General features: G+C 62.2%; 14 protein-coding genes, 1 tRNA gene and 2 pseudogenes. 10 read left to right on the forward strand and 7 right to left on the reverse strand.

Going from position 1 to position 19,671, the window contains the following annotated elements; genetic code table 11:
* Positions 1-49 precede the first annotated feature (49 nt).
* Complete coding sequence (locus F8C90_RS06000; RefSeq protein WP_158049548.1) at positions 50-1,282, forward strand: MFS transporter; 1,233 nt, start codon at positions 50-52, stop codon at positions 1,280-1,282.
* 60 nt (positions 1,283-1,342) lie between these two features.
* Positions 1,343-2,245 (forward strand): carbon-nitrogen hydrolase family protein, encoded by a 903-nt coding sequence (locus F8C90_RS06005; protein WP_158049549.1) that lies wholly within the window; start codon positions 1,343-1,345, stop codon positions 2,243-2,245.
* A gap of 447 nt (positions 2,246-2,692) precedes the next feature.
* Here the strand turns inward: F8C90_RS06005 and F8C90_RS06010 are convergent, their stop codons facing one another.
* The gene (locus tag F8C90_RS06010; protein WP_158049550.1) at positions 2,693-2,902 is read right to left on the reverse strand and encodes a hypothetical protein; all 210 of its coding nucleotides are present in this window, start codon (positions 2,900-2,902) and stop codon (positions 2,693-2,695) included.
* Positions 2,903-3,475: 573 nt separating this feature from the next.
* Between F8C90_RS06010 and F8C90_RS06015 the strand changes: the two genes are divergently transcribed.
* The 5 genes and pseudogenes from F8C90_RS06015 to F8C90_RS11305 all read left to right on the forward strand — a co-directional run bounded on the left by F8C90_RS06015 (position 3,476) and on the right by F8C90_RS11305 (position 5,320).
* Complete coding sequence (locus F8C90_RS06015; RefSeq protein WP_158049551.1) at positions 3,476-3,775, forward strand: cyclic nucleotide-binding domain-containing protein; 300 nt, start codon at positions 3,476-3,478, stop codon at positions 3,773-3,775.
* 174 nt (positions 3,776-3,949) lie between these two features.
* Positions 3,950-4,342 carry a nitroreductase family protein gene (locus tag F8C90_RS06020; RefSeq protein WP_170264568.1) on the forward strand — a complete coding sequence of 131 codons (393 nt, stop codon included), beginning with the start codon at positions 3,950-3,952 and terminating at the stop codon, positions 4,340-4,342.
* 72 nt (positions 4,343-4,414) lie between these two features.
* On the forward strand, positions 4,415-4,615 hold the full coding sequence (locus F8C90_RS06025) for a nitroreductase family protein (protein WP_158049553.1): 201 nt from the start codon (positions 4,415-4,417) through the stop codon (positions 4,613-4,615).
* A gap of 316 nt (positions 4,616-4,931) precedes the next feature.
* Positions 4,932-5,228, forward strand: a pseudogene (locus F8C90_RS11410) (hypothetical protein); the annotation flags it as partial.
* Positions 5,189-5,320, forward strand: a complete 132-nt coding sequence (locus tag F8C90_RS11305; RefSeq protein WP_281350321.1) for a hypothetical protein — start codon at positions 5,189-5,191, stop codon at positions 5,318-5,320. The pseudogene F8C90_RS11410 and the gene F8C90_RS11305, both read left to right, overlap by 40 nt.
* A 17-nt stretch (positions 5,321-5,337) precedes the next feature.
* Here F8C90_RS11305 and F8C90_RS11415 read toward each other — a convergent pair.
* Both F8C90_RS11415 and F8C90_RS06035 read right to left on the reverse strand, forming a co-directional pair.
* Positions 5,338-5,433 (reverse strand): annotated as a pseudogene (locus tag F8C90_RS11415) (IS1/IS1595 family N-terminal zinc-binding domain-containing protein); the annotation flags it as partial.
* Between the two features lie 340 nt (positions 5,434-5,773).
* A tRNA-Met gene (locus F8C90_RS06035) sits at positions 5,774-5,851 on the reverse strand.
* A gap of 238 nt (positions 5,852-6,089) precedes the next feature.
* On the opposite strand from F8C90_RS06035, the gene F8C90_RS06040 reads away from it, so the two are divergent.
* From F8C90_RS06040 to F8C90_RS06060, 3 genes are read left to right on the forward strand one after another with little or no spacing between them, the layout of a single operon-like run.
* Positions 6,090-6,842: a putative ABC transporter permease gene (locus F8C90_RS06040; RefSeq protein WP_158049554.1), complete on the forward strand. Its 753-nt coding sequence runs from the start codon at positions 6,090-6,092 to the stop codon at positions 6,840-6,842.
* Positions 6,839-11,914 carry an acyl-CoA dehydratase activase gene (locus F8C90_RS11235; RefSeq protein WP_246155813.1) on the forward strand — a complete coding sequence of 1,692 codons (5,076 nt, stop codon included), beginning with the start codon at positions 6,839-6,841 and terminating at the stop codon, positions 11,912-11,914. The genes F8C90_RS06040 and F8C90_RS11235 overlap by 4 nt, the downstream gene beginning before the upstream one ends.
* A gap of 17 nt (positions 11,915-11,931) precedes the next feature.
* The gene (locus F8C90_RS06060; RefSeq protein ID WP_158049555.1) at positions 11,932-12,723 is read left to right on the forward strand and encodes an amidohydrolase family protein; all 792 of its coding nucleotides are present in this window, start codon (positions 11,932-11,934) and stop codon (positions 12,721-12,723) included.
* Between the two features lie 85 nt (positions 12,724-12,808).
* On the opposite strand, the gene F8C90_RS06065 is transcribed toward F8C90_RS06060, so the two are convergent.
* From F8C90_RS06065 to F8C90_RS06080, 4 genes are all read right to left on the reverse strand, one after another.
* Entirely contained in the window at positions 12,809-14,131 is a 1,323-nt protein-coding gene (locus F8C90_RS06065; RefSeq protein WP_158049556.1) for a hemolysin family protein, read from the reverse strand.
* Positions 14,132-14,401: 270 nt separating this feature from the next.
* Positions 14,402-17,224 carry an o-succinylbenzoate synthase gene (gene menC / locus F8C90_RS06070; protein WP_246155815.1) on the reverse strand — a complete coding sequence of 941 codons (2,823 nt, stop codon included), beginning with the start codon at positions 17,222-17,224 and terminating at the stop codon, positions 14,402-14,404.
* A gap of 127 nt (positions 17,225-17,351) precedes the next feature.
* Positions 17,352-18,191 (reverse strand): 1,4-dihydroxy-2-naphthoyl-CoA synthase, encoded by an 840-nt coding sequence (gene menB / locus F8C90_RS06075; protein ID WP_158049558.1) that lies wholly within the window; start codon positions 18,189-18,191, stop codon positions 17,352-17,354.
* Between the two features lie 207 nt (positions 18,192-18,398).
* Positions 18,399-19,517, reverse strand: a complete 1,119-nt coding sequence (locus tag F8C90_RS06080; protein WP_158049559.1) for an alpha/beta fold hydrolase — start codon at positions 19,515-19,517, stop codon at positions 18,399-18,401.
* Positions 19,518-19,671: the final 154 nt, after the last annotated feature.

Below are 19,671 nucleotides of genomic sequence, written 5' to 3' on the forward strand. Positions count from 1 at the left end.
TTCCCGTTGCCTCTGAAGCCTGACATGAGACTTGAAAGGAGATCAGCTGATGAAGAACCGTTATCTCATGTTTTTCGTGATGTATTTCTGCGCGGCGGCATTGGCCCTGAGCCAATTCAAGATTGTGCCTATCCTCGGGCCAATCACCGAAGGCCTCGGCATTGCTTTTGAGCAGGTGTCGTGGCTTATGTCGGTTTTCACCGTTGCAGCCATAGTCCTTGCCATACCTGCCGGGGGCCTGATAGCCAAATTCGGCCCGAAGAAGGTCTGGGTGGTTGTCATGCTGCTCATGGTGTGCGGCAACGTAATCGGCGCGTTTGGAATCGAAAGCTTCGCCATACTGCTTTTCAGCCGAGTCGTGGAAGGCTGCGCATTCGCCTTTGTCGCCATTGCGGGCATCGTGTTCATAAACATGTGGTTTCCTGATAGGAATACCGGTCTTTTCACTGGCATTTTCATGTCGTTCATCTCGATAGGATCGATTGTCGCACTCAACTGCGTATACCCGCTCACCAGTGCTTATGGGCTTGCCAGTGCTTGGTGGCTCGCTGCAATCGTGGCAGCGCTTCTGACGGTTCTGTTTGTTGTCGTTGTGAAAGAGGCCCCTGCTCCAGCGCAGGGAGGCGGCGGGAACCTCCCGAAGGCATCGCTTACCCCGATTCTGAAGAATCAGCGCGTCATGCTGCTCTGCTTCCTTGCGTTGACCTTGGGTTTCGTGCTCTACTTCTTTTTGAACAATTATCCGTCCCTATTCATGACGGTATACGGAGTTGATCAGGCAGGGGCCACGCTCTATAGCAGCCTGAACAATTTGTTCAGCATCCCCTTCTGCGTAATCGGCGGATTCGTCGTCGATAAGCTTGGGCCAAAGCGGGCCCCCGTGTTCATGGCGGTTTCGTTCGTGTTCATCATCGTCGCCTGTGCGTTCATGACGAATCTGACCCCGCCCCTGTTCGTTGTGCACACTCTGGTAATCGCGGCATTCCCTGGCTTGATTTACACGGCGTGCAACTACCTTATCCCGCGCGATGTCGAAAACCCCCTGCAAATCAGCTACGGTATTGCGCTCATGACGCTGTTCTATAGCCTTGGCATTTTCATCGGCAGCCCCATTGTTCTTTACGCCATTGCCGGCACCGGCTCCTGGGCAGTGGGTGGGTACATTCTGGCAGTCATCATGGTTATCGGATTGGCGTTGAATCTGCTCTACATTGGCGTCTCGAAGGGCAAGCCGGCTGCGCCCGACTTCGCAAATTCGCCCATGAAGGCAGGTGACCAGTAACGTTCATTTGGACAGGAAATCAGGAACAAGCATAGAGAAAAGAGAGAAAAGGGGAAGACAATGAGCATGACGAAAATCGCGACGGTAAACTTCGAGACTTCGATGGACAAGCAGGCCAACCGCGCCAAGATGGTCGACTTCATCGAGCAAGCGGGCGCGCAGGGATGCAATCTGGTCGTGTTTCCCGAGGAGGCGCTTACGGGCATCGGCGAGGCAGGGTTCGTGGCGGTGAGCGCGCAGGACAAGCTGGGCATCTACTCGAATTCCGAACTCGTGCCCGAGGGCGAGTCGACCCAGATGTTCATCGAGCTGGCCAAGAAGCACGACATGTACATCTGCTGGGGCATGGCCGAGCGCGACCCCGAGCGCGACTTCGCGTACCACAACGCGTGCGTGCTTGTGGGGCCGGAGGGCTTCGTGGGCAGGTACCGCAAGACCCACCTCGTGCTGACGGAGGGCTTCTACCACTTCCCCGGCACAGAGTTCCCGGTGTTCGACACCGCGCTGGGCAAGGTCGGGCTGTACGTCTGCTACGACATGTGCTTCCCCGAGGTGACGCGCATCCTGGCCAACAAGGGCGCCGAGCTGCTTATCTCGGTCACGGGATGGCCGAACGTCACTGGCACCGACGACGCGAGCGGCCACACCGAGTATATGCTGTTCCAGAAGGCGCGCGCCGCGGAGAATATGGTGCCCATCGTTGTCTCCACGCTGTGCGGGCAGTACCTCGAGGGACACAGCATGATCCTGGGCGCCACCGCGGGCAAGGTCATCGCGTGCGGGGGCTACGGCGAGGAGATGGTGGTCGGCGAGATGGACGTGCAGCGGGAGATCGTCGAGGCTCGCATGCTGTCGATGGGCGGCACTGACCTCCTGCGCGACCGCAGGCCGAACCTGTATGGCGAGCTCGTCGAGCCCAACGCGTTCAATCCCGCGTACAACGTGGACCCGCGCGGGTGCTAGGGGCCCTGCGGTCCGGGCTAACGGGGCGTTCCCCTCCTACAGAAGGCGGCGGCATAGCCAGAGGGCGTGCCGCCGCCTTCTTTAACGCGCGTTGCCGTGGAAAAGCGCAAAGTAGCGCAACGTGAGCGTTCGTGGCGGTGCGTTGACCGTCGGCCGAGCGTTGCGCACGCATTCCGGGTAGGCTAGGATAGAGCGCTGTCGCAAGGAGTGGCCGGATGGGGAGAATGGACGCGTGGCTCGTCGAGCCGCAACCGAGGCTGAGGGCGGGCGGCCTTCTCGCGCTGGATGAGATAGTTCCTCTTCCTGCCCTCAAAGCGCCTGATCGGCAATGGATCCACCTTCCTTTCAGCCATCGTGTAGACACGACCCCTGCTCCAGTGCAAGAGCGCTGCGACCTCCCTGACGTTGTAGAAGCCCTTCAGGAGGACGAGCGTTCCGCTCTCGTGTTCAGATGTAATAGGGATTCGCGATCTTGCCCGCGCCCTCAGGCGAGGCGTTCAGTTCTTGCATCGATATACCTCCTGTCTTTGCTTCCAGCGGCACCGCCATGCTCGAATGCGGATGCTTCGCTTCAATAACAAGGTTTTTTACAAGCCGGGGAGACATGCGGCAAGTCGCGCGAAACGCCTTGGGTCCGCTAAGGTTCTCTATGTTCATTAACCATGGAATCCACATCGCGTGCGGCGTATCGGGGCGGATGGACGGGGTCCGCCCCGAGCGCCCCGCGGTTGGGTCCGGGGAAGTTTCGGACAGGGGGAATGAGCCCCTTTCGCTGCCGCCGATAGGCGAAATGCAGCGACGCGGGTTGGGTTAGCGATCCCCCGCTAGTAGCGGGATACGCCGATAACCGCGCAATATCTCGAGTGTTCCCAATATCAATCTTTTAGTGGGATAATATGCGCAAGCACAGTCACTCATCCGAAGGAAGTCCTTTGCGCTGCTACGAGAACAGATTCTGCTCGTCGCTCGACCCGGATACCCGCAGGCGGCTCTGCCAGGCGTGCACGAAGCCCACGTACGCCGCTAACTCGAAGGCGACCATGAACTTCTACAGGCACTTCCTCGTGGTCGAGGGGCTGTGCCTGGCGAAACGCTTCCGCACGAGCTTCGTCTACCGACAGGGCGATTTCGTCGTCACCCCTCCATCCCGACGAGAGCAGGGAGGTCAACCTTGTCGACGTCTCCTTTTCGGAGGGCGTCGACTACGACACCGACCTCGATTTCATCACCATGACGACCCTCGCGTTCTTCGACAAGGGGGAGATCGACGCGCTGCTCGACGACCCGGGCTTCCTGCGCGCGAGCTACGACAACCTGCAAGACCTCAACGCGCACATCGTCGCGTACCTCATCGGGGTCGGCAGCTCCTCGGCGTACGATGCGGTCCGCTTCGTGCTGAAGCACTGCGCTCACAACGGCATCGACCACCTGACGCACGAGCAGATCGCAAGGCTGACCGGCCTCTCGCGTACGACGGTGACGAGTCTCGTGCGCGAGGTCGCCCTCGCTGAGCCCGAGCTCCTTCGCTGAGCCCGGGGCACGTGCCGTATCCGCACTGACCTGCCGATTGTCGCCTAGGCGACATCCACGTTGTCTGCTCGCATGCGCCGAGGTTGTCGGGCACCGCCTCCGCCGACCGCCTACCATCGCCTTATCGGAGTCGCCCGGACGCGCCGGGCGCACAACCTCGAGAAAGGCGAAGACATGATCGGCAAGGACCTACCCAAGAGCAACATCCGCAACAACGACTTCATCGACGTGGTGTTCGGCAGACGCGCGACGCGCTTCATGAACCCCGACTTCAAGGTCGACCGCGAGGAGATCGTCGAGATCTTCTCGGAGATGAACGTGTTCACCCCCTCGGCGGTGAACACGCAGCCCTACAAGTTCCTCGTCATCGACTCGGACGAGGGCAAGAAGAAGATCAACTCCATCATGCGCCCACCGTTCGACCGCGACCGCACCACCTCGTGCTCGTTCGCCGTAGTCGTGTTCGCCGACCGCAAGTGGATCGAGGGATTCGACGAGCTGTACCAGAACGAGATCACCATCGTCCCAGACTATCCCGAGATGATGGTCCCGGTCACCTACGAGTAGTACGAGGAGCTCACCGCGGGCGACGGCTCATACCTTGACAAGTCCATCAACTTCCAGGCGGGCCAGGCGTCGATGATGCTGCAGTGCATCTGCCGCGCGCACGGGCTCGACACCTCCGTCATGGACGCATGGGACCCCGAGCTGCTCACCGATCTGTTCGGAATCGACCTCGAGCGCTACATCCCCGAGGTCGTGCTCATCATCGGCAAGAGCACCGGTCCTGCGACCGAGCGCTACCGCTACACGGGCGACCATTTCATCATCTGGGGTTAGCAGACGACTCGCGGCCGGGCGCGGCCTAGCGCCCGGCCGCCGCGGAGGAAAGGAGGCCCAGGCGTGAACGTGACGCTTGTGTACAAATGGGGGCGCGACCCCGAGGAGATATTCGTGTACGACGGCGGGACGACCAAGCTCCGCCGCGACAGGCTCGTGGCGAGCGACGACGACGCCGCCGCAATCGCCTGCGCACGCGGACTCGCGGAGGCGACCGGGGGCGAGGTCGTGGGCGCGACCATCGGATCAGGCGACGTGAGCTGGGCGATGGCCCGGGGGGCATCGCGCGCCGTGAGCGCCGAGCCCGGACGACAGGCAGACCGCCGAGGCTCTCGCCCAAGTCGTCGAGGCGGCCGGCGTCGCGGACGTCGTCGTCATGGGGGACGCCCGCGACGCGGCAGGCGTCGCGGGGGCGCTCGCCGCGCACCTCGGGCTCCCACTCGTGGCGGGGGTCCGGGACTGTACCACGAGACGACGCGCTCGCCGCTGCAGCAGATCAGCACGACCAGGCGCTCCGCGAGCCAGATCCCGTCGACGAAGAGGACGCGGTGGAGCTCCCCGTCGGGCACGGGCATGGGCCAAACCTCCCAGAACTCCGAGGTCCTGCGCCTGAAGGTCCGGCCGGCGCCCGGCATCTCGAGCTGCGTGCCCTTCGACAGCAACCACGACAGGAACTCCTCGAGGCGGGCGGCCGCGTCGTCGTAGCGCACGGTGGCCGAAGCGCCGCACGCGGCGCACCTCCATCTCTGGGCCCCCGACGAGGTCTTGCCGTTCCTTTTCATCGACCCGCCGCAGCAAGCGCATTTGACCGCCTTCATGGCGCACCCCTCCCGAAAGGTTTTTAACGTTTCCGAAAAAGGCTACCCATCTGGAGGAACGGCGAGCGCGAGGACACACATTTTGTCCGAGTGCTTAAATAGGGCCGACGAATTTAAACGAACGAGAAAGGGGCATCGACCTGCGCCGATACCCCTAAATGAGACACACATTTTGTCCTATAAGCCGAAAGATAAAAGGGGCCCGGGAACCGCGATTCGGACGGCTTCCGGACCCCTTCCAGAGGGTGAAAAAACAGGCCGTGGGGTAAACTTTTTCGACCGGAAAATTCCCCCGCAATAAAAAATCCCTGACCGTTTTCGCAGGTCAGGGACTTGATTTTGGTCGCGGGGGGCGGATTTGAACCACCGACCTTCGGGTTATGAGCCCGACGAGCTGACCAGACTGCTCCACCCCGCAATGTATGTAAGGCGCCTTTTCACAATGGGAAAAGCTGCAAGAAGGAATATTACCCTCCCCACTATTTGAGTGCAAGTATTACTTTCCGTATCACAAATTCGCCACAATCATCAATCTTTCACCAAAAAGGAAGTGCTGTAAGAAAAAACGCCTCTTATTCCGCAGGTGTGGAGCCTATAATAGAAACTCTGCAAACAGAGCGAACGAGTCATCTATCTGGGGAAAGGAGCAAGGGCGAATGGCCGATGCGAACCATCGCAGCACGGACGGTTCCGCGCATCCGCACGTCCACGCGCTTCCCTCCCATCGCATGGCACGCCGCGCCAGGCCCCTCCCCGAAAAGCTCACCTTCTTCCATCTTTTCTGGATTTTCGTCATCTGCAGCGTCGTCGGCCTCGTCGTCGAGACCATCGTGAGCTACCCCATCGACGGCATCTGGAAAGACCGCGCGGGCCTGGTCTGGGGCCCGTTTTCCCCTATCTACGGCGTCGGCGGCATGCTCATCACCATGGCGCTGTGGAACCTGCGCGACAAAAGCGCGCTCGCCATGGGAATCTGCGCGGGCTTCGTCGGCGCAGGCTTCGAGTTTATCGCCGGCTGGTTTTGGGAGACATTCTTCGGAATCGTCGCGTGGAGCTACGCTGACCAGCCCTTCAACCTGGGAGGACACACCTGCCTCGGCATCGCAATCGTCTGGGGGTTCGCCGGCCTCGCCTGGATGCGGATCGGCCTGCCACCCATGCTGCGTATCATCGAGGACATCCCGAAAAGCGTCCGCAAGCCGCTCACGGCCATCCTCTGCGCGTACATGATCGCGAACATCGTGATGACCGTCCTCAGCTTCAATTACTGGTACGAACGGCAGAATGGCAACCCCATCGAGACGCCACTTCAGTCATACTTTGCAGAAAACTACAGCGACGAGTTTATGAGCGAACGCTTCCAAACCATGTCGCTCTACGCCGACCTTGTGAAACGTGGGAATCAATGATAGCTAGCACTTACCATTTGGGAATCGACGTCGGATCCACCACCGCGAAAGCCGTGGTGTTCGACCCGCTCGCGCAGCGCGTGCTCTTCTCGCGCTACGTGCGCCACAACGCGCATCAGGTGGAAACGGTCGCCACCCTCCTGCGCACCGTTGCGAAAGAATTCCCCGAGTGCGCGTTTCGCCTGGTGGCGTGCGGGTCGGGCGGCACTACCATCGCCGACGTCCTCGACGTGCCCTTCGTGCAGGAAGTCGTTGCGAACTCGCTTGCCGTGCGCCGCGACCACGAGAACGTGCGCTGCGCAATCGAGCTCGGCGGCCAGGACGCGAAGATGGTGTTCTTCGAGCGCGACGAGAAGTCGGGTGCCACCACCGTGGCCGATATGCGCATGAACGGCTCGTGCGCCGGCGGAACGGGCGCCTTCATCGACGAGATGGCCGCGCTTTTGAAGGTGCCTGTCGAGCAGTTCGACGAGCTCGCCGCGCGCGGGCAATCGGTCCACCAGGTATCGGGCCGCTGCGGCGTTTACGCGAAGACCGACATCCAGCCCCTGCTCAACCAGGGAGTTTCGAAGGAGGACCTGGCGCTGTCGTCGTTTCATGCCATCGCCAAGCAGACGATCGGCGGCTTGGCGCAGGGCCTCGACATCCATCCGCCCGTCATCTTCGAGGGCGGCCCGCTAACCTTCAACCCGACGCTCGTGCGCGTGTTCGCTGAGCGCCTGGAGCTTGCCGACGACGACATCGTGATTCCCCAAAATCCCGAGACCATCGTCGCTTTGGGCGCAGCCCTTGCAGCCGACGAGCTGTTCGCGGACAACGAGAACTGCCTTGTCGCAGACCTCCTCGATGCAGCCGACACTCTCGACAAGGCCGCGGCGAGCCCCGCCCCCAGCACGCGCGGGACGGCATATTTCGCATCGCCCGAAGAGCGCGCCGCATGGAAAACCTCGCATGCGCTCGCCCCGCAAACGCCACCCGACCCAGCCCCTGGTTCGACGGTGCGCGCCTACCTGGGTATCGATTCAGGCTCCACCACTACCAAGTTCGCACTCGTTTCCCCCGATGGGAAGCTTGTCGACTCGTTTTACGCTCCCAACGAGGGCGAGCCTCTCGACGTCGCCCGTACGGCACTCATCGCACTGCGCGACCGCTATCGCGCAGCGGGTGCCACGCTCGACATCCTGGGCGTGGGAACCACTGGCTACGGCGAGCTCATGTTCGCGAAAGCCTTCGGCGCCGATTACCACACGGTCGAAACCGTGGCGCATGCCCGCGCGGCGGAAGCGTGCGTGCCCGATGCGAGTTTCGTGTTGGACATCGGCGGACAGGACATGAAGGCCCTTTGGCTCGATGGCGGCATCATCACCGACATCGTCGTGAACGAGGCCTGCTCATCGGGCTGCGGATCGTTTCTTGAAAACTTCGCATCCTCACTTAACATCCCCGTGGAAGGCATCGCACAGGCCGCGTTCTCCTCGGCCAATCCCGCCGTGCTCGGCAGTCGCTGCACCGTGTTCATGACGAGCAGCATCGTGTCCGAACAGCGCTGCGGGAAGACGCCCGCCGACATTATGGCTGGCCTGTGCCGCTCGATCATCGAGAACGCGTTCACCAAGGTCATCCGCGTATCGAACCTCGAAAGCCTCGGCAAGAAGGTCGTCGTGCAGGGCGGCACGTTCTTAAACGACGCCGTGCTGCGCGCGCTCGAGCAGCACATCGGTCGCGAGGTCACGCGCGCGCCCTACCCAGGGCTCATGGGTGCTATCGGCATCGCGCTGCTCACGCAAGAGCATCTGGAAGGCGCCCACCGCGAGAGGGGCGAGGTCGCGGCAAGCTTGGAGACCGCGAACGTGACGAGCGAGAACGCGACCAGCGGGGGGCGCGAGCCCGTACACGCGAACGCCTTCTCCCTCGATGCGCTCGACGCCTTCTCGTATACGCAGGAGTCTAACCTCATCTGCCCCTTCTGCGCGAACCACTGCAACCGCACGCGCATCACCTTCGCGAACGGCGACTCGTGGGTGACGGGCAACCGCTGCCCGCGCGGCGAGGTGGTGGGCGATCCGAAAAATAAATCCATCCGCGAACAGGTTAAACGCATCGCCGCCGCCGTCGACAGCGTGCCGAACCTGTTCGACGTCCGCGAGAAGCTCCTCTTCCGCGACTGGCCCTGTGCGCCCGGCCCTGCGCCGCAAAACACGGTCATCGGCATGCCCCGCGTCCTCTCGATGTGGGAATACGCCCCCTTCTGGACGACGCTGTTCCGCTCGCTCGGCTTCACGGTGAAACTGTCGCGCCCGAGCACGCGCGCCATGTACGAGCGCGGGCTCTCGGCCGTGTCCTCAGACACCGTGTGCTTCCCCGCTAAACTTGTCCACGGACACGTGCGCGATTTGGCCGACCAGGGGGTCGACCGCATCTTCATGCCCTCTGTTACAACGGTGACCTCGGAAAACACCTCGAAAACAAGCCAATCGATGTGCGCGGTGGTGAAGGGCTACCCCATCGTCATGCGCAATTCGGACAACCCCGAGAAGCGCTTCGGCATCCCCTTCGACGCGCCGCTGTTCCACTGGCTCTCGCAAAAAGACCGCGACCGTCAGCTCACCGAGTACCTCACACGCGAGTTCTCCCTCGACACCGCAAGCGTGCGCCAGGCAATCGATGCGGCCGACGCCGCGCAAAAGACGTTCAAGGCCGAGCTTGCGCGGGAAGGCGAGCGCATTTGCGACCAGGTGGAACGTGAAGGCTCCTTCGCCGTCGTGCTCGCAAGCAGGCCGTACCAGAACGACGACTTGGTCAACCACGAGCTGCCGCGCGCCTTCACCGAGCTCGGCATCCCCGTGGTCTGCGCTGATGCGGTGCCCCACGTGAACGAGGTCGACCTTTCGAGAAGCCGCCTCGACGTGGTGAACAACTTCCACGCGCGCATGCTGGGCTCCGCCGTGATCGCCGCGGGAAGCCCGAATCTGGAATACGTCCAGCTCGTGAGCTTCGGCTGCGGCCACGACGCCTACCTCTCCGACGAGATCATCCGCCTCATGCACCTCGCCGGGCCCAAAGCGCCCCTCATCCTGAAGGTCGATGAGAGCGACATCCAAGGGCCGCTGCGCATCCGCGTGCGCTCGTTCATCGAGACCATCCGCCTGCGAAGGAAAAAGGCCGGGAACGAGAAGACGAGCGATCGGGAAGTTGCCGCGCCGCCTGCCGCGGGAGCAATCGCCCCGTCCGCGCTGACCTCCGCTGCAGCAGCCACACCAGCATCCGCCCCCGTCGCGGCCCCCGAGACCTCCGCGAAAACTCCGACTACCGCGCAAGCCGCCTCGGCCCCCGCTCCGCGAACGAGAAAGCACTCCCGCGAGCTGCCCGATCCCTATCCGCAGAAATTCACGAAAGCCGACCGCCAGGACAAGGTGGTCCTCATCCCGAACACCTCGCATGCATTCTGCCGTTTGATGGCAGTCGCCTTCGAGAGCCAAGGGCTGCGGACCGTCCCGCTTGAAATTGGGCGCGAAGAGGCCATCCGCCTGGGCAAACAATACGTGCACAACGACATCTGCTTCCCCGCGCAAATCGTCATCGGCGAGGCGCTCGCCGCGCTTCGCAGCGGGAAGTACGACCCCGACAAGGTCGCTGTCGGCACTGGCAAGTACATTGGCGACTGCCGCCTCACACACTACGAGGCGCTCCTTCGCAAGGCGCTCGACGACGCCGGTTATCCGCAGGTCCCTATCATCACGAATGATGACGTCGACTTCCACAACGTGCACCCTGGGTTCAAGATGAACGTGCGCTCGGCTTTGAAAGTCGCCTTCACGCTGCCGATGATCGATGCGCTTGAAGAGCTGCTGCGCAAGATGCGCCCCTACGAGACCGAGCCGGGCTGTGCCGATCGTGCCTTCGACGAGGCGCTCGACTTGCTGATGGAAGGCTTGCGCGGCAAGTCGCTTCGCTCCCTTAAACGTGGATTTACCCAGGCCATCGACGTGATGAAGAAGGTTCCTTACGACCGCACGCACCGCAAGCCGCAGGTGCTCATCGTCGGCGAGTACCTGCTGAACTTCCACCCCGGCGCCAATCACGACGTCGAGCTGTACCTGGAGCGCAACGGACTCGAAGTCATCGAGGCGCGCATGACCGACGTTATCAGGAAGACGTACTTCTACCAGCACGCGCAGGAAAAGGAGTACCGCGTCACGCGCCCCCTCAAGGAGAAGGCGTGGCACGCGGTCGCGGACAACGTGTTCGACGTGGCCCACAACGTGTGCGACAGCATCGCGTGCGCGCACCCGCTCTACGAGCCGCCCTGCCGCATGCCCGACCTAGTACGCGCAAGCGACCCCATCATCCATCACACGTTCGACGCGGGCGAAGGCGTGCTCATCCCCGGCGAGATCCTGCATCACGCCGCCCACGGCTGCACGTCGTTTTTGATCCTGCAGCCGTTCGGATGCTTGCCGAATCACGTCGTTGGGCGCGGCATCGCCAAGCGCCTGAAGGAGCTCTACCCCCAGGCGAACATCCTGCCGCTCGACTACGACCCCGATGTCAGCTTCGCGAACATCGAGAACCGCTTGCAGATGCTCATCCTAAGCGCAAAGGGTACAGAGGACGCCCCCACGGAAGCCGAGGGGGCGCCTGCGCGTGCCCCGCAGGCGGCAAGTTCCACCGTCTCGGACGCGGCCCTTGCCGTGGCGAGCGCCGCGGACAGCGCCGCCTACGCAGCCGCCGACGTGGCCGCCCACGCGATCGACGCCGGCAAGTTCGCAGCCAAGACCGCCTCCTCCGCTCGCAGCGCCGCGGGTGCCGCCGCCGAAGCCGCTAGCGACGCTGCGGCGGCAAAGGCAGCAGACACTGCAGCCCGCGCCCACGAGGCAGCCGCGCGAGCGCACGAAGCCGCAGAGAAAGCCCAGGTCGCAGCATCTGCCAAAGCCGCTGCTGCTTCCGCCCGTGCCGCCGCCGCTGCCGCACGGGCCCACGAAGCCGCTGAGCGCCTCGCTTCCGCAAAATCAACCGATGACAGAAGCGCCCAGAAGTTGGACAATCAAGCAAGCACCCAGAGAAGAAGCTAGAAAGAAGATTCCACCCCATGACCGTCGTCGATGCCCACGTTCACGTATATCCTGAGAAAATCGCGCTCCGCGCCGCTGAAAGCGTGGGCGACTTCTACCAGTACCCCATGTTCAAGGAGGGGTCCATCCCCGCAATGCTCGCCGCTGTGGAGGGCTCGCCCATCACGCATCACATCATCTATTCGGTAGCGACGAAGCCTTCCAACGTCGAGTCCATCAACGACTTCATCGCGGCAGAATGCAAAAAGCACCCCAACTTCGTCGGCTTCATGGCGATGCATCAGGACTATCCCAATCCGGAGGCCGAAATCGAACGTGCGATTGGCCTGGGACTTCGAGGGATGAAGCTCCATCCCGACACGCAGAAGGTGAACATGGACGACGATCGACTCATGCGCATCTACGAGCTGATCGAGGGCCGCATGCCGCTCGTCATGCACTGCGGCGACTACCGAACCGATTTCTCGCACCCGCGCCGAATGAAGCGCATCCTGCACGAGTTCCCGAACCTCGTCGTTGACGCGGCGCACTTCGGCGGCTGGTCGGTGTTCGACCTGGCTGTCGAGTATCTGGAAAACGAAAACTGCTTCCTCGACATGTCGAGCTCGCAGAAGTTTCTGGGGCGTCGCCGCACACGGGAGCTTTGCGAGATCTACGGTGCCGACCGCATCCTGTTCGGGTCGGACTTCCCCATGTGGAATCCCTCAGAAGAGTTCGAGATGTTCGAGTCGCTCGACTTCTCCAAAGCCGATTTCGAGAAGATGACCTGGCACAACGCCGAGCGATTCATCGGGATGGACATTCGCTAGGAACCTTTAGGGGCCAGGCTATCACATTCTCGCTGCCACATACAAAGCGGCGGCGAGAATACTCCCGCCGCCGCCAACGCTCAGGCTATTCCTCAGCATCCTCGCGGGGAATCTGCTCCACGCGCACGAGAATCTTATCGACGCGGTGGCGATCCATGTCGGCCACTGTGAACGTCGCCTTCGCGTCGCGGCCGGTAAACGACACCGTGTCCCCCTCTTCGGGGATGCGGTCGAACGCGGCGAGCAAAATGCCTGCCGCCGTTTCGCATTCGTTCGCTTCCTCAGGAAGGAAGCCGAGCAGGTCCTCCAGGTCATCGATGGAAAGCGAGCCATCGATCAGGTAGCGACCGTCGCCTTCCTTCACGATCTCGTCTGCCAAGCCGTGGCTATACTCGTCGTCGACGCGCCCCACGATCTGCTCCATAATGTCGCTCATCGTGACGATGCCCGCCGTGCCGCCGTGCTCGTCAACGACCACGGCGATCTTGGTATGACGGCACTGCAGCAGCTGCAAAAGTTTCGCAATGGGGATGCTCTCGGGCACCGCGTACAACTCGCGAATGGGCAGGTCCTCCATCGAAGCGTCGGCGTCCATCATGAACAGGTCCTTCACGTGAACGAACCCGACCAGGTGGTCTTTGCTCCCCTGGCACACCGGGTAGCGCGTGTACTTGTAGCGTTCGGCAAGCTCTCGGTTTTCTTGAAGCGAGTCCTCCATATCGAGGCAGGTCAGCTCGATGCGCGGCGTCATGATGGCCTCGGCGTCCTTGTCGCCCAAATCGAAGATGTTGTCGACATACTCGTTTTGCTCAGGCTCGATAAGCCCGCTTTCCGTGGACTCGTCGATGAGCAGCTTGATCTCCTCGCCCGTGTACACATCGTGTTCGTTGGCCGGATCGTGCCCGGTCAGCCGCACGACGCCGTTGGTGATGCCATTGAACATAAGCATAATCGGGTAGGTGATGCGATAGAACCACAGAAGCGGGGTCGCCGTCATAAGCGCGTAGCGCTCCGTCGCGAAGATGGCGAACGATTTGGGGATAAGCTCGCCCACGACCACGTGCAACGTCGTCATGAGGAAATACCCGATTGCGACCGCAATTACCGAGATGACGGCATCGGGCAGGCCGATCAGAACGAAAAGCGGGCGAATGAGCGCCGAAATCGCGGGTTCGCCCAACCAGCCGAGCGCAAGCGAAGCAAGCGTGATGCCGAGCTGGCAAGCCGACAGGTACGCGTTGACGTTCTCGGTGATGGTTTTCGCGTTCTTCGCTCCGCGTTTTCCCTCGTCATAAGCAAGTTCGATCTGCGACTTGCGCACGCGCACCATGGCGAATTCCGCGATAACGAAAAACGCGTTCATCAAAAGGAAGAAGACGACAAGAATCAGACTGGCAGCTATGGACATCGGGTATGCGGACCTCCTCAGGGCGCGTTTTATTTTCAAGCGACGTTTTTAACCTTGAAGTATGGCATATTCCGCATTCGAGAACGCGTTTGTTGCCATTTTGTTCATCTAGATAGCCAGATGAAGCGGTGAGCGAACGTCTGGGGCGCAGACGAGCTGCAAGGGAGCTGCATGACGGGCCATCGGCGCGCGGCTGGCGCGATAGATCGCCAGCCTGGCCACCAACAGGTTGCCCACAGATCGGCCGCAACCCGCCACACCCCGCCAGCGTCACTCAATCACGATGCGGTCGGTCTGCACACTCGAAATCGCCTCGGGGCTCAGGCCGCACCCCAGGCCGAACTCGTACCCTGCCCGGTTCAGCGTCACTTTCCCACGCTCGGCGGTATAAGGGGGCATGGTCACATCAACGTCGAAATAACGCGAGGTCGACCCGATATCGCCCGGCATCACCACTTCGTCGAGCGTTTGGAACGCCGCGTGCATGCGCTTCGAGATTCCCGTGTCGTACATGCCGCCCATCCACACCTCGCGCCCGCGCGAACGCGCCGCAAAGATGAACTTGAGCGCAGCCTCCACGCCCCCGAATTTCGCGACTTTCACTGCGAAGCACCGCAGCTCAGGATACGAAAGCGCCTGGTACGCCTCGCGCTCATTCACGAACGACTCATCCAAACAGATGGGCGTGGCGATGGTCCTCTGCAATGCTGCCAGCCGCGCGAAAGCCCGGGCGGTCGACCCACCGCACGGCGTCAAATCGATAGGCTCCTCAATCCACGCGACGTTGAGCGGATTGAGCGCACGGAGCTCGGCGATCGAGCGGTCCGTAAAGCTCTGGTTCGCATCGAGCGTGATGAACAAGTGCGGGTACTTTTGGCGAATCATGCGGACAACGCCCAAGCTACCAGGAGCAACCTTGAGCTTCACGCGGCAATAACCTGCCTCCACGCATCGCGAGACCGAGGCAAGCGTTTCCTCCACGCTGCCCATGCCGACCACGGCACCCGCCGAAACAGCGGCCTCGCGCGCATTCCCAAACGGTGTCCTCGTCTTCCCGTGCGCCCGCTCGCGATGCGCCGCGCGCTCGATCACGTCGTACTCCTCGGCAAGCAAGCGCCCGAGGGGCTTCCCCACAATCTTGCCGTAAAGGTCCCACAGCGCAGGTTCGATCGCGCCGCAAGCAAGCGGGAAGCGCTCCATCCCCGGGATGGAGGCGAATGCGGCGGAAACCTCCCTTGGATGGAGAAAAACCTCGCCGATCACCTTCGGCGCGAGCGTGCCGCGCAACACCTCTATATCCTGCTCGATTGTTTCCGGAAGATACCAGTCAGAGGAAAATGCAACGCATTCTCCCAGGCCAACACGCCCTTTTGCATCGACGACCTCAACGATCACCGACTCGCGGAATTCCAGCGTCGCTTTCGCCGTCACAAACGGCTTCTTGAAGGGGATGCGCACGCGATGCAAGATCACGCGGCGCACATCGAGGCATTCCGAGTAGATTCGCTCGATGGCAGCGCGGTCAATCTTGCCGATGCCCTGACGCGGCAGGCTTTCCATGACGAAAATCTGCTTGGGATGATAAAGCTTCGAGAGCACGCCTTCGAGCTGGCCGTGGACAGAGGCGACAAACGCGCGATCGCTCGGCCGAGAGGGGGCGAGCGGCCTCGAGGCATGCCGCCTTACCTGCGGTTTTGTCACCTCGCGACCAAAGCGCGCTGTCTTCACTGGGGAAAGTCTGTCGAAAGCCTGATCACGACCGCCGCGCTCGGGCGGCTTGCTCGTGCGCTCGATGAACGCCACGGGGCGCCGTCCCCACACGGGGTCGGGGGCGCCGAACACGTAGGCGTCCGCCACGCCGGGAATCGCCATGAGCTTGTCGGCAATCTCTGCGGGATAGACGTTTTCCCCGCCCGAGACGAACATGTCGGTGGTGCGCTCCTTCACATAGATCTTGCCCTCGTGGAGCGCCGCCACATCGCCGGTAAGGAAAAAGCCATCCGCGGTGAAGGCAGCACGCGCGTTCAAGTAGTTCGACAACACGCCCGGCCCACGCACCGCCAGGCGCCCGAAACCGCGCCCATCGGGCTCGACGATGCGCGCCTGGTAGCCGGGCAGAAGCTTCATACCGCCCGTAAACGACTCATCTATCAGGCTGTTTGCAACCTGACTGCACGTTTCGGTCATCCCGTAGCTCGCATACAGGCGAAGCCCCGCCTCGTGCGCGCGAGCGATGGTAGCGGGATTGAGCGCGCCCCCGCCAAGCAGGATACAGCGATACGCGGCCAGCGCGGGGCCGCCCCCCTCGACAGCGAGCATGTCCTGCAGCATCTTGTCGACCACGGAGATATGGGTGAAACCGACGCGCGCGGCGTCCTTCAGGATTCGCGCCGCATCGAAGCGCGCGTAGAGGCGAAACGGCGTGCGGTTCGTGATGCTGCGCACGACCTGCTCGAAGCCCCCAATATGGTACAGGGGAAGCGCCACCTGCCACATGCCACGGCCCCGCACCGAGAGCACGGCGTTGGACGATTCGGCAGCAGCCGTGAGCATGCGCCAGGTCGACGGCACCGCCTTCGGCTTGCCCGTCGTACCCGACGTGAAGAGGACGAGAGCTCGTTCCTTGTCGTTGAACAGGTGCGATTCTCTTTCCGCAAAATGGGTGGCCTCAAAGACTGCATCGCGCTCGGCGCTCATGATGACGCGCTTGCCGCTTTGGAGCCGCGACGCCCCCGCAAGGTCGTCCGCCACATGGTCCATAAGCATTTCAGCCCGCGCTTCGTCAATGCGACATGCCACGCGGATTCCCGAGCTCTCCAAATCGAACAGGCGCGAGAGTTTCTCCGCCGATGTGAGGCGATTGTTCAGCACGACGAGCGAGAATGCCCCGTACCCCGCGGCCAGGGCGAGGAAGATGAACTCCGGGCAGTTCGGAAGGTCGACCGAGACGCAGTCGCCGCGCCCGACCCCCTTGCTCCGCAGGCGACGGGCGATTGCCGCTGCCGTGAGCCTGGCCTGGCGATAGGTGCACGAATGCTCCGAGCCGTCGCGCGCAACGAACGTGAAGAAGACCCCGTCGGGATCTGTTCTCACCAGGCTTTCGAACGCATTGATCATCGCGTGCTCGGACCACGTTTCTCTTCGGACGCCGCATCAGCGACTTAGGCGGACAAAGGAAATGAGAAGCGACCTTGCGCGCTACACGCGAGGCCGCTTGGCTTTAGGGAAACTTAGGGTACTGAGTGAAGTCGGGCGCCCGCTTCTCCTTGAACGCGTCGCGGCCTTCCTTCGCCTCGTCGGTGGTGTAGTACAAAAGTGTGGCGTCTCCGGCGAGCTGCTGGATGCCCGCAAGCCCATCGGTTGCCGCGTTGAAGCTCGCCTTCATGAAACGCAGCGCCGTCGGCGAGAACTGCAGCATCTCACGCGCCCACGACACGCATTCAGCCTCGAGTTCCTCGAAGGGAACGACCTTGTTGACCAGCCCCATCTCGAGCGCTTCGGCGGCGGAGTACTGGCGGCAGAGATACCAAATCTCGCGCGCCTTCTTCTGTCCCACGACATTTGCCAGGTACCCCGCGCCGTAGCCAGCATCGAAGCTGCCGACCTTGGGACCTGTCTGGCCAAACTTGGCGGTTTCGGCCGCGATGGAAAGGTCGCACAGAAGATGAAGCACGTGGCCACCGCCGATGGCGTAGCCGTTCACCATGGCAATGACCGGCTTGGGCACCACGCGGATCAGATGCTGCAGGTCGAGCACGTTCAAGCGAGGGATGTTGTCCTCGCCCACGTAGCCGCCGTTGCCACGGATCTTCTGGTCGCCGCCCGAGCAGAACGCCTCGTCCTCGTGGCGGCCGCCGTGGTTCGCACCGGTCAGGATGATGACGCCGATTGACGCGTCATCGCGCGCCACGGAGAACGCGTCGTACATCTCGGTCACGGTGAGCGGGGTGAACGCGTTGCGCCGTTCGGGGCGATTGATAGTGATTTTCGCAATCCCATCAGCGGTTTCGTACTTGATTTCCCGATATTGCTTGGCGGATTTCCAAGCTACGTCATCCATAGCTGTCCTTTCGTGGCATATCGTTGATTCGTTGCAGGACGCGAAACAGTTGGCGCGCCCCGCAACGGAGACATCGGCTTCACGACGCCGATTTCGCACTCAGGGGAAAACGACGCCATGCCGGCGATTGACAATGTTTGGTTCTGTGTTTTCGCTTCGAATGATTCCTGTTTCGCAAGTTTCTATATCATACCGCGATGAGGTATGTCATGGGGCCGCGGGTTCGGGAGTGCACGATTCAACCACTTCTTCCAGAATCGCGCCGAACGCTTCGGGTTGCTCAAGGTGAATGTTGTGGCCTGCACAGGGAACAGCCCGGCACGAGACCGCGTCGTGGGAATCCGCGCGAAGGTCGGCAAGGACCTTGCAGTACTTCGCATCAAGCCTCCCCGCCAAATAGCTAACTGGGACACCGCGCCGAGAAAGTTCGCAAAGCGCGCGAATCGACTCGCACCGCAAAGGCATCTGGTGGGCACCCGCCTGCTCAAAAGAGAGCGCGAGCGATTCCGCGTCGTTGGCAAAGCGGCCCGCCCGAAGTCGTTCTCGCTGGTCAACTGGAAGATTGCGCTGGCTTTCGAACAAGGGCAGGCCCGCCCACCAGGACATGAAAGCGGACACTCCTTCGCCCCGCACGCGCGCGGCCCACGCGAAGTTGCGCTCGCGCAGCGCTTCACGCGCAGCGTTGTCGACAGGCCCGAGGCCCGCGCTTTCAAGCACGAGGGCGGAGAAGGGAACAGCAGCGGACACCCGCGCCGCATTCGCTGCCGTATCCCGCTGACCGCCCCCAGCCACGTCCAGGCGGCCAGATCGGCCACATGGAGCGAAGGCTGCGGAGCTTCTGAGCGCAATGCGGTCGATCTGGCCGCCGTCCCGCAGGTCGTCCGCAACAAGGCGCGCCGCCTGGAGCGCAATGCGGCCGCCCATGGAATAGCCGACCAGTACGGGGAGCCTTCCCGCGACATGCGTCACGACTTCGCAGAAAGCAAGGAGCGCCTGCGCCTGAAAGTCCAGGTCGAACGCCTCGCGACCCGGAACATCGCCAACCGTCGGGCGAGCGCTCTTCCCATGCCCCGCAAGCTCGAAAGCAAAACACTCCACGCCCGCGCGAGAAAGCGACAAGGCAACTTTATCCCAGGTGGAAGCCTGCTGCGCGAAGCCGTGAACGAGCACGATCGGGGCCGATAGGGCGCCACCTTTCCTCGCGCCCGACGCCGAAGCACGCCACGCCTTCACGCCAAAGCGCATGCCCTCGAAATCGAAGCCGCGCGTCTCCCCCCAAACCTCGCTCGTCACTTCGCCGCCCTTCTTCAGAACCTCGCTTGCCACCTTCGTCGTCCCTCTTTTGCCCCGATGCGGGTAGTGTCCCGAATGTTGGTGTAGAGCTCGGTTCTCGAGGGTAGCCGCAGGCTGCCCGAGGAGCCGAGAATCACCTAGAATGCCGTCATTCTAGCGCATGCTACGCCGCCTTCCTGCCGGGAAT

Source organism: Ellagibacter isourolithinifaciens (assembly GCF_008831035.1).
GTDB lineage: Bacteria > Actinomycetota > Coriobacteriia > Coriobacteriales > Eggerthellaceae > Ellagibacter > Ellagibacter isourolithinifaciens.

What these genes read in the sequence shown, in the direction of transcription:
- F8C90_RS06000 (WP_158049548.1), top strand. Translation starts at nt 50, where the DNA reads ATGAAGAACCGTTATCTCATGTTTTTCGTGATGTATTTCTGCGCGGCG.
- F8C90_RS06005 (WP_158049549.1), top strand. Translation starts at nt 1,343, where the DNA reads ATGAGCATGACGAAAATCGCGACGGTAAACTTCGAGACTTCGATGGAC.
- F8C90_RS06010 (WP_158049550.1), bottom strand. Translation starts at nt 2,902, where the DNA reads ATGAACATAGAGAACCTTAGCGGACCCAAGGCGTTTCGCGCGACTTGC.
- F8C90_RS06015 (WP_158049551.1), top strand. Translation starts at nt 3,476, where the DNA reads ATGACGACCCTCGCGTTCTTCGACAAGGGGGAGATCGACGCGCTGCTC.
- F8C90_RS06020 (WP_170264568.1), top strand. Translation starts at nt 3,950, where the DNA reads ATGATCGGCAAGGACCTACCCAAGAGCAACATCCGCAACAACGACTTC.
- F8C90_RS06025 (WP_158049553.1), top strand. Translation starts at nt 4,415, where the DNA reads ATGATGCTGCAGTGCATCTGCCGCGCGCACGGGCTCGACACCTCCGTC.
- F8C90_RS11305 (WP_281350321.1), top strand. Translation starts at nt 5,189, where the DNA reads ATGGGCCAAACCTCCCAGAACTCCGAGGTCCTGCGCCTGAAGGTCCGG.
- F8C90_RS06040 (WP_158049554.1), top strand. Translation starts at nt 6,090, where the DNA reads ATGGCCGATGCGAACCATCGCAGCACGGACGGTTCCGCGCATCCGCAC.
- F8C90_RS11235 (WP_246155813.1), top strand. Translation starts at nt 6,839, where the DNA reads ATGATAGCTAGCACTTACCATTTGGGAATCGACGTCGGATCCACCACC.
- F8C90_RS06060 (WP_158049555.1), top strand. Translation starts at nt 11,932, where the DNA reads ATGACCGTCGTCGATGCCCACGTTCACGTATATCCTGAGAAAATCGCG.
- F8C90_RS06065 (WP_158049556.1), bottom strand. Translation starts at nt 14,131, where the DNA reads ATGTCCATAGCTGCCAGTCTGATTCTTGTCGTCTTCTTCCTTTTGATG.
- menB (WP_158049558.1), bottom strand. Translation starts at nt 18,191, where the DNA reads ATGGATGACGTAGCTTGGAAATCCGCCAAGCAATATCGGGAAATCAAG.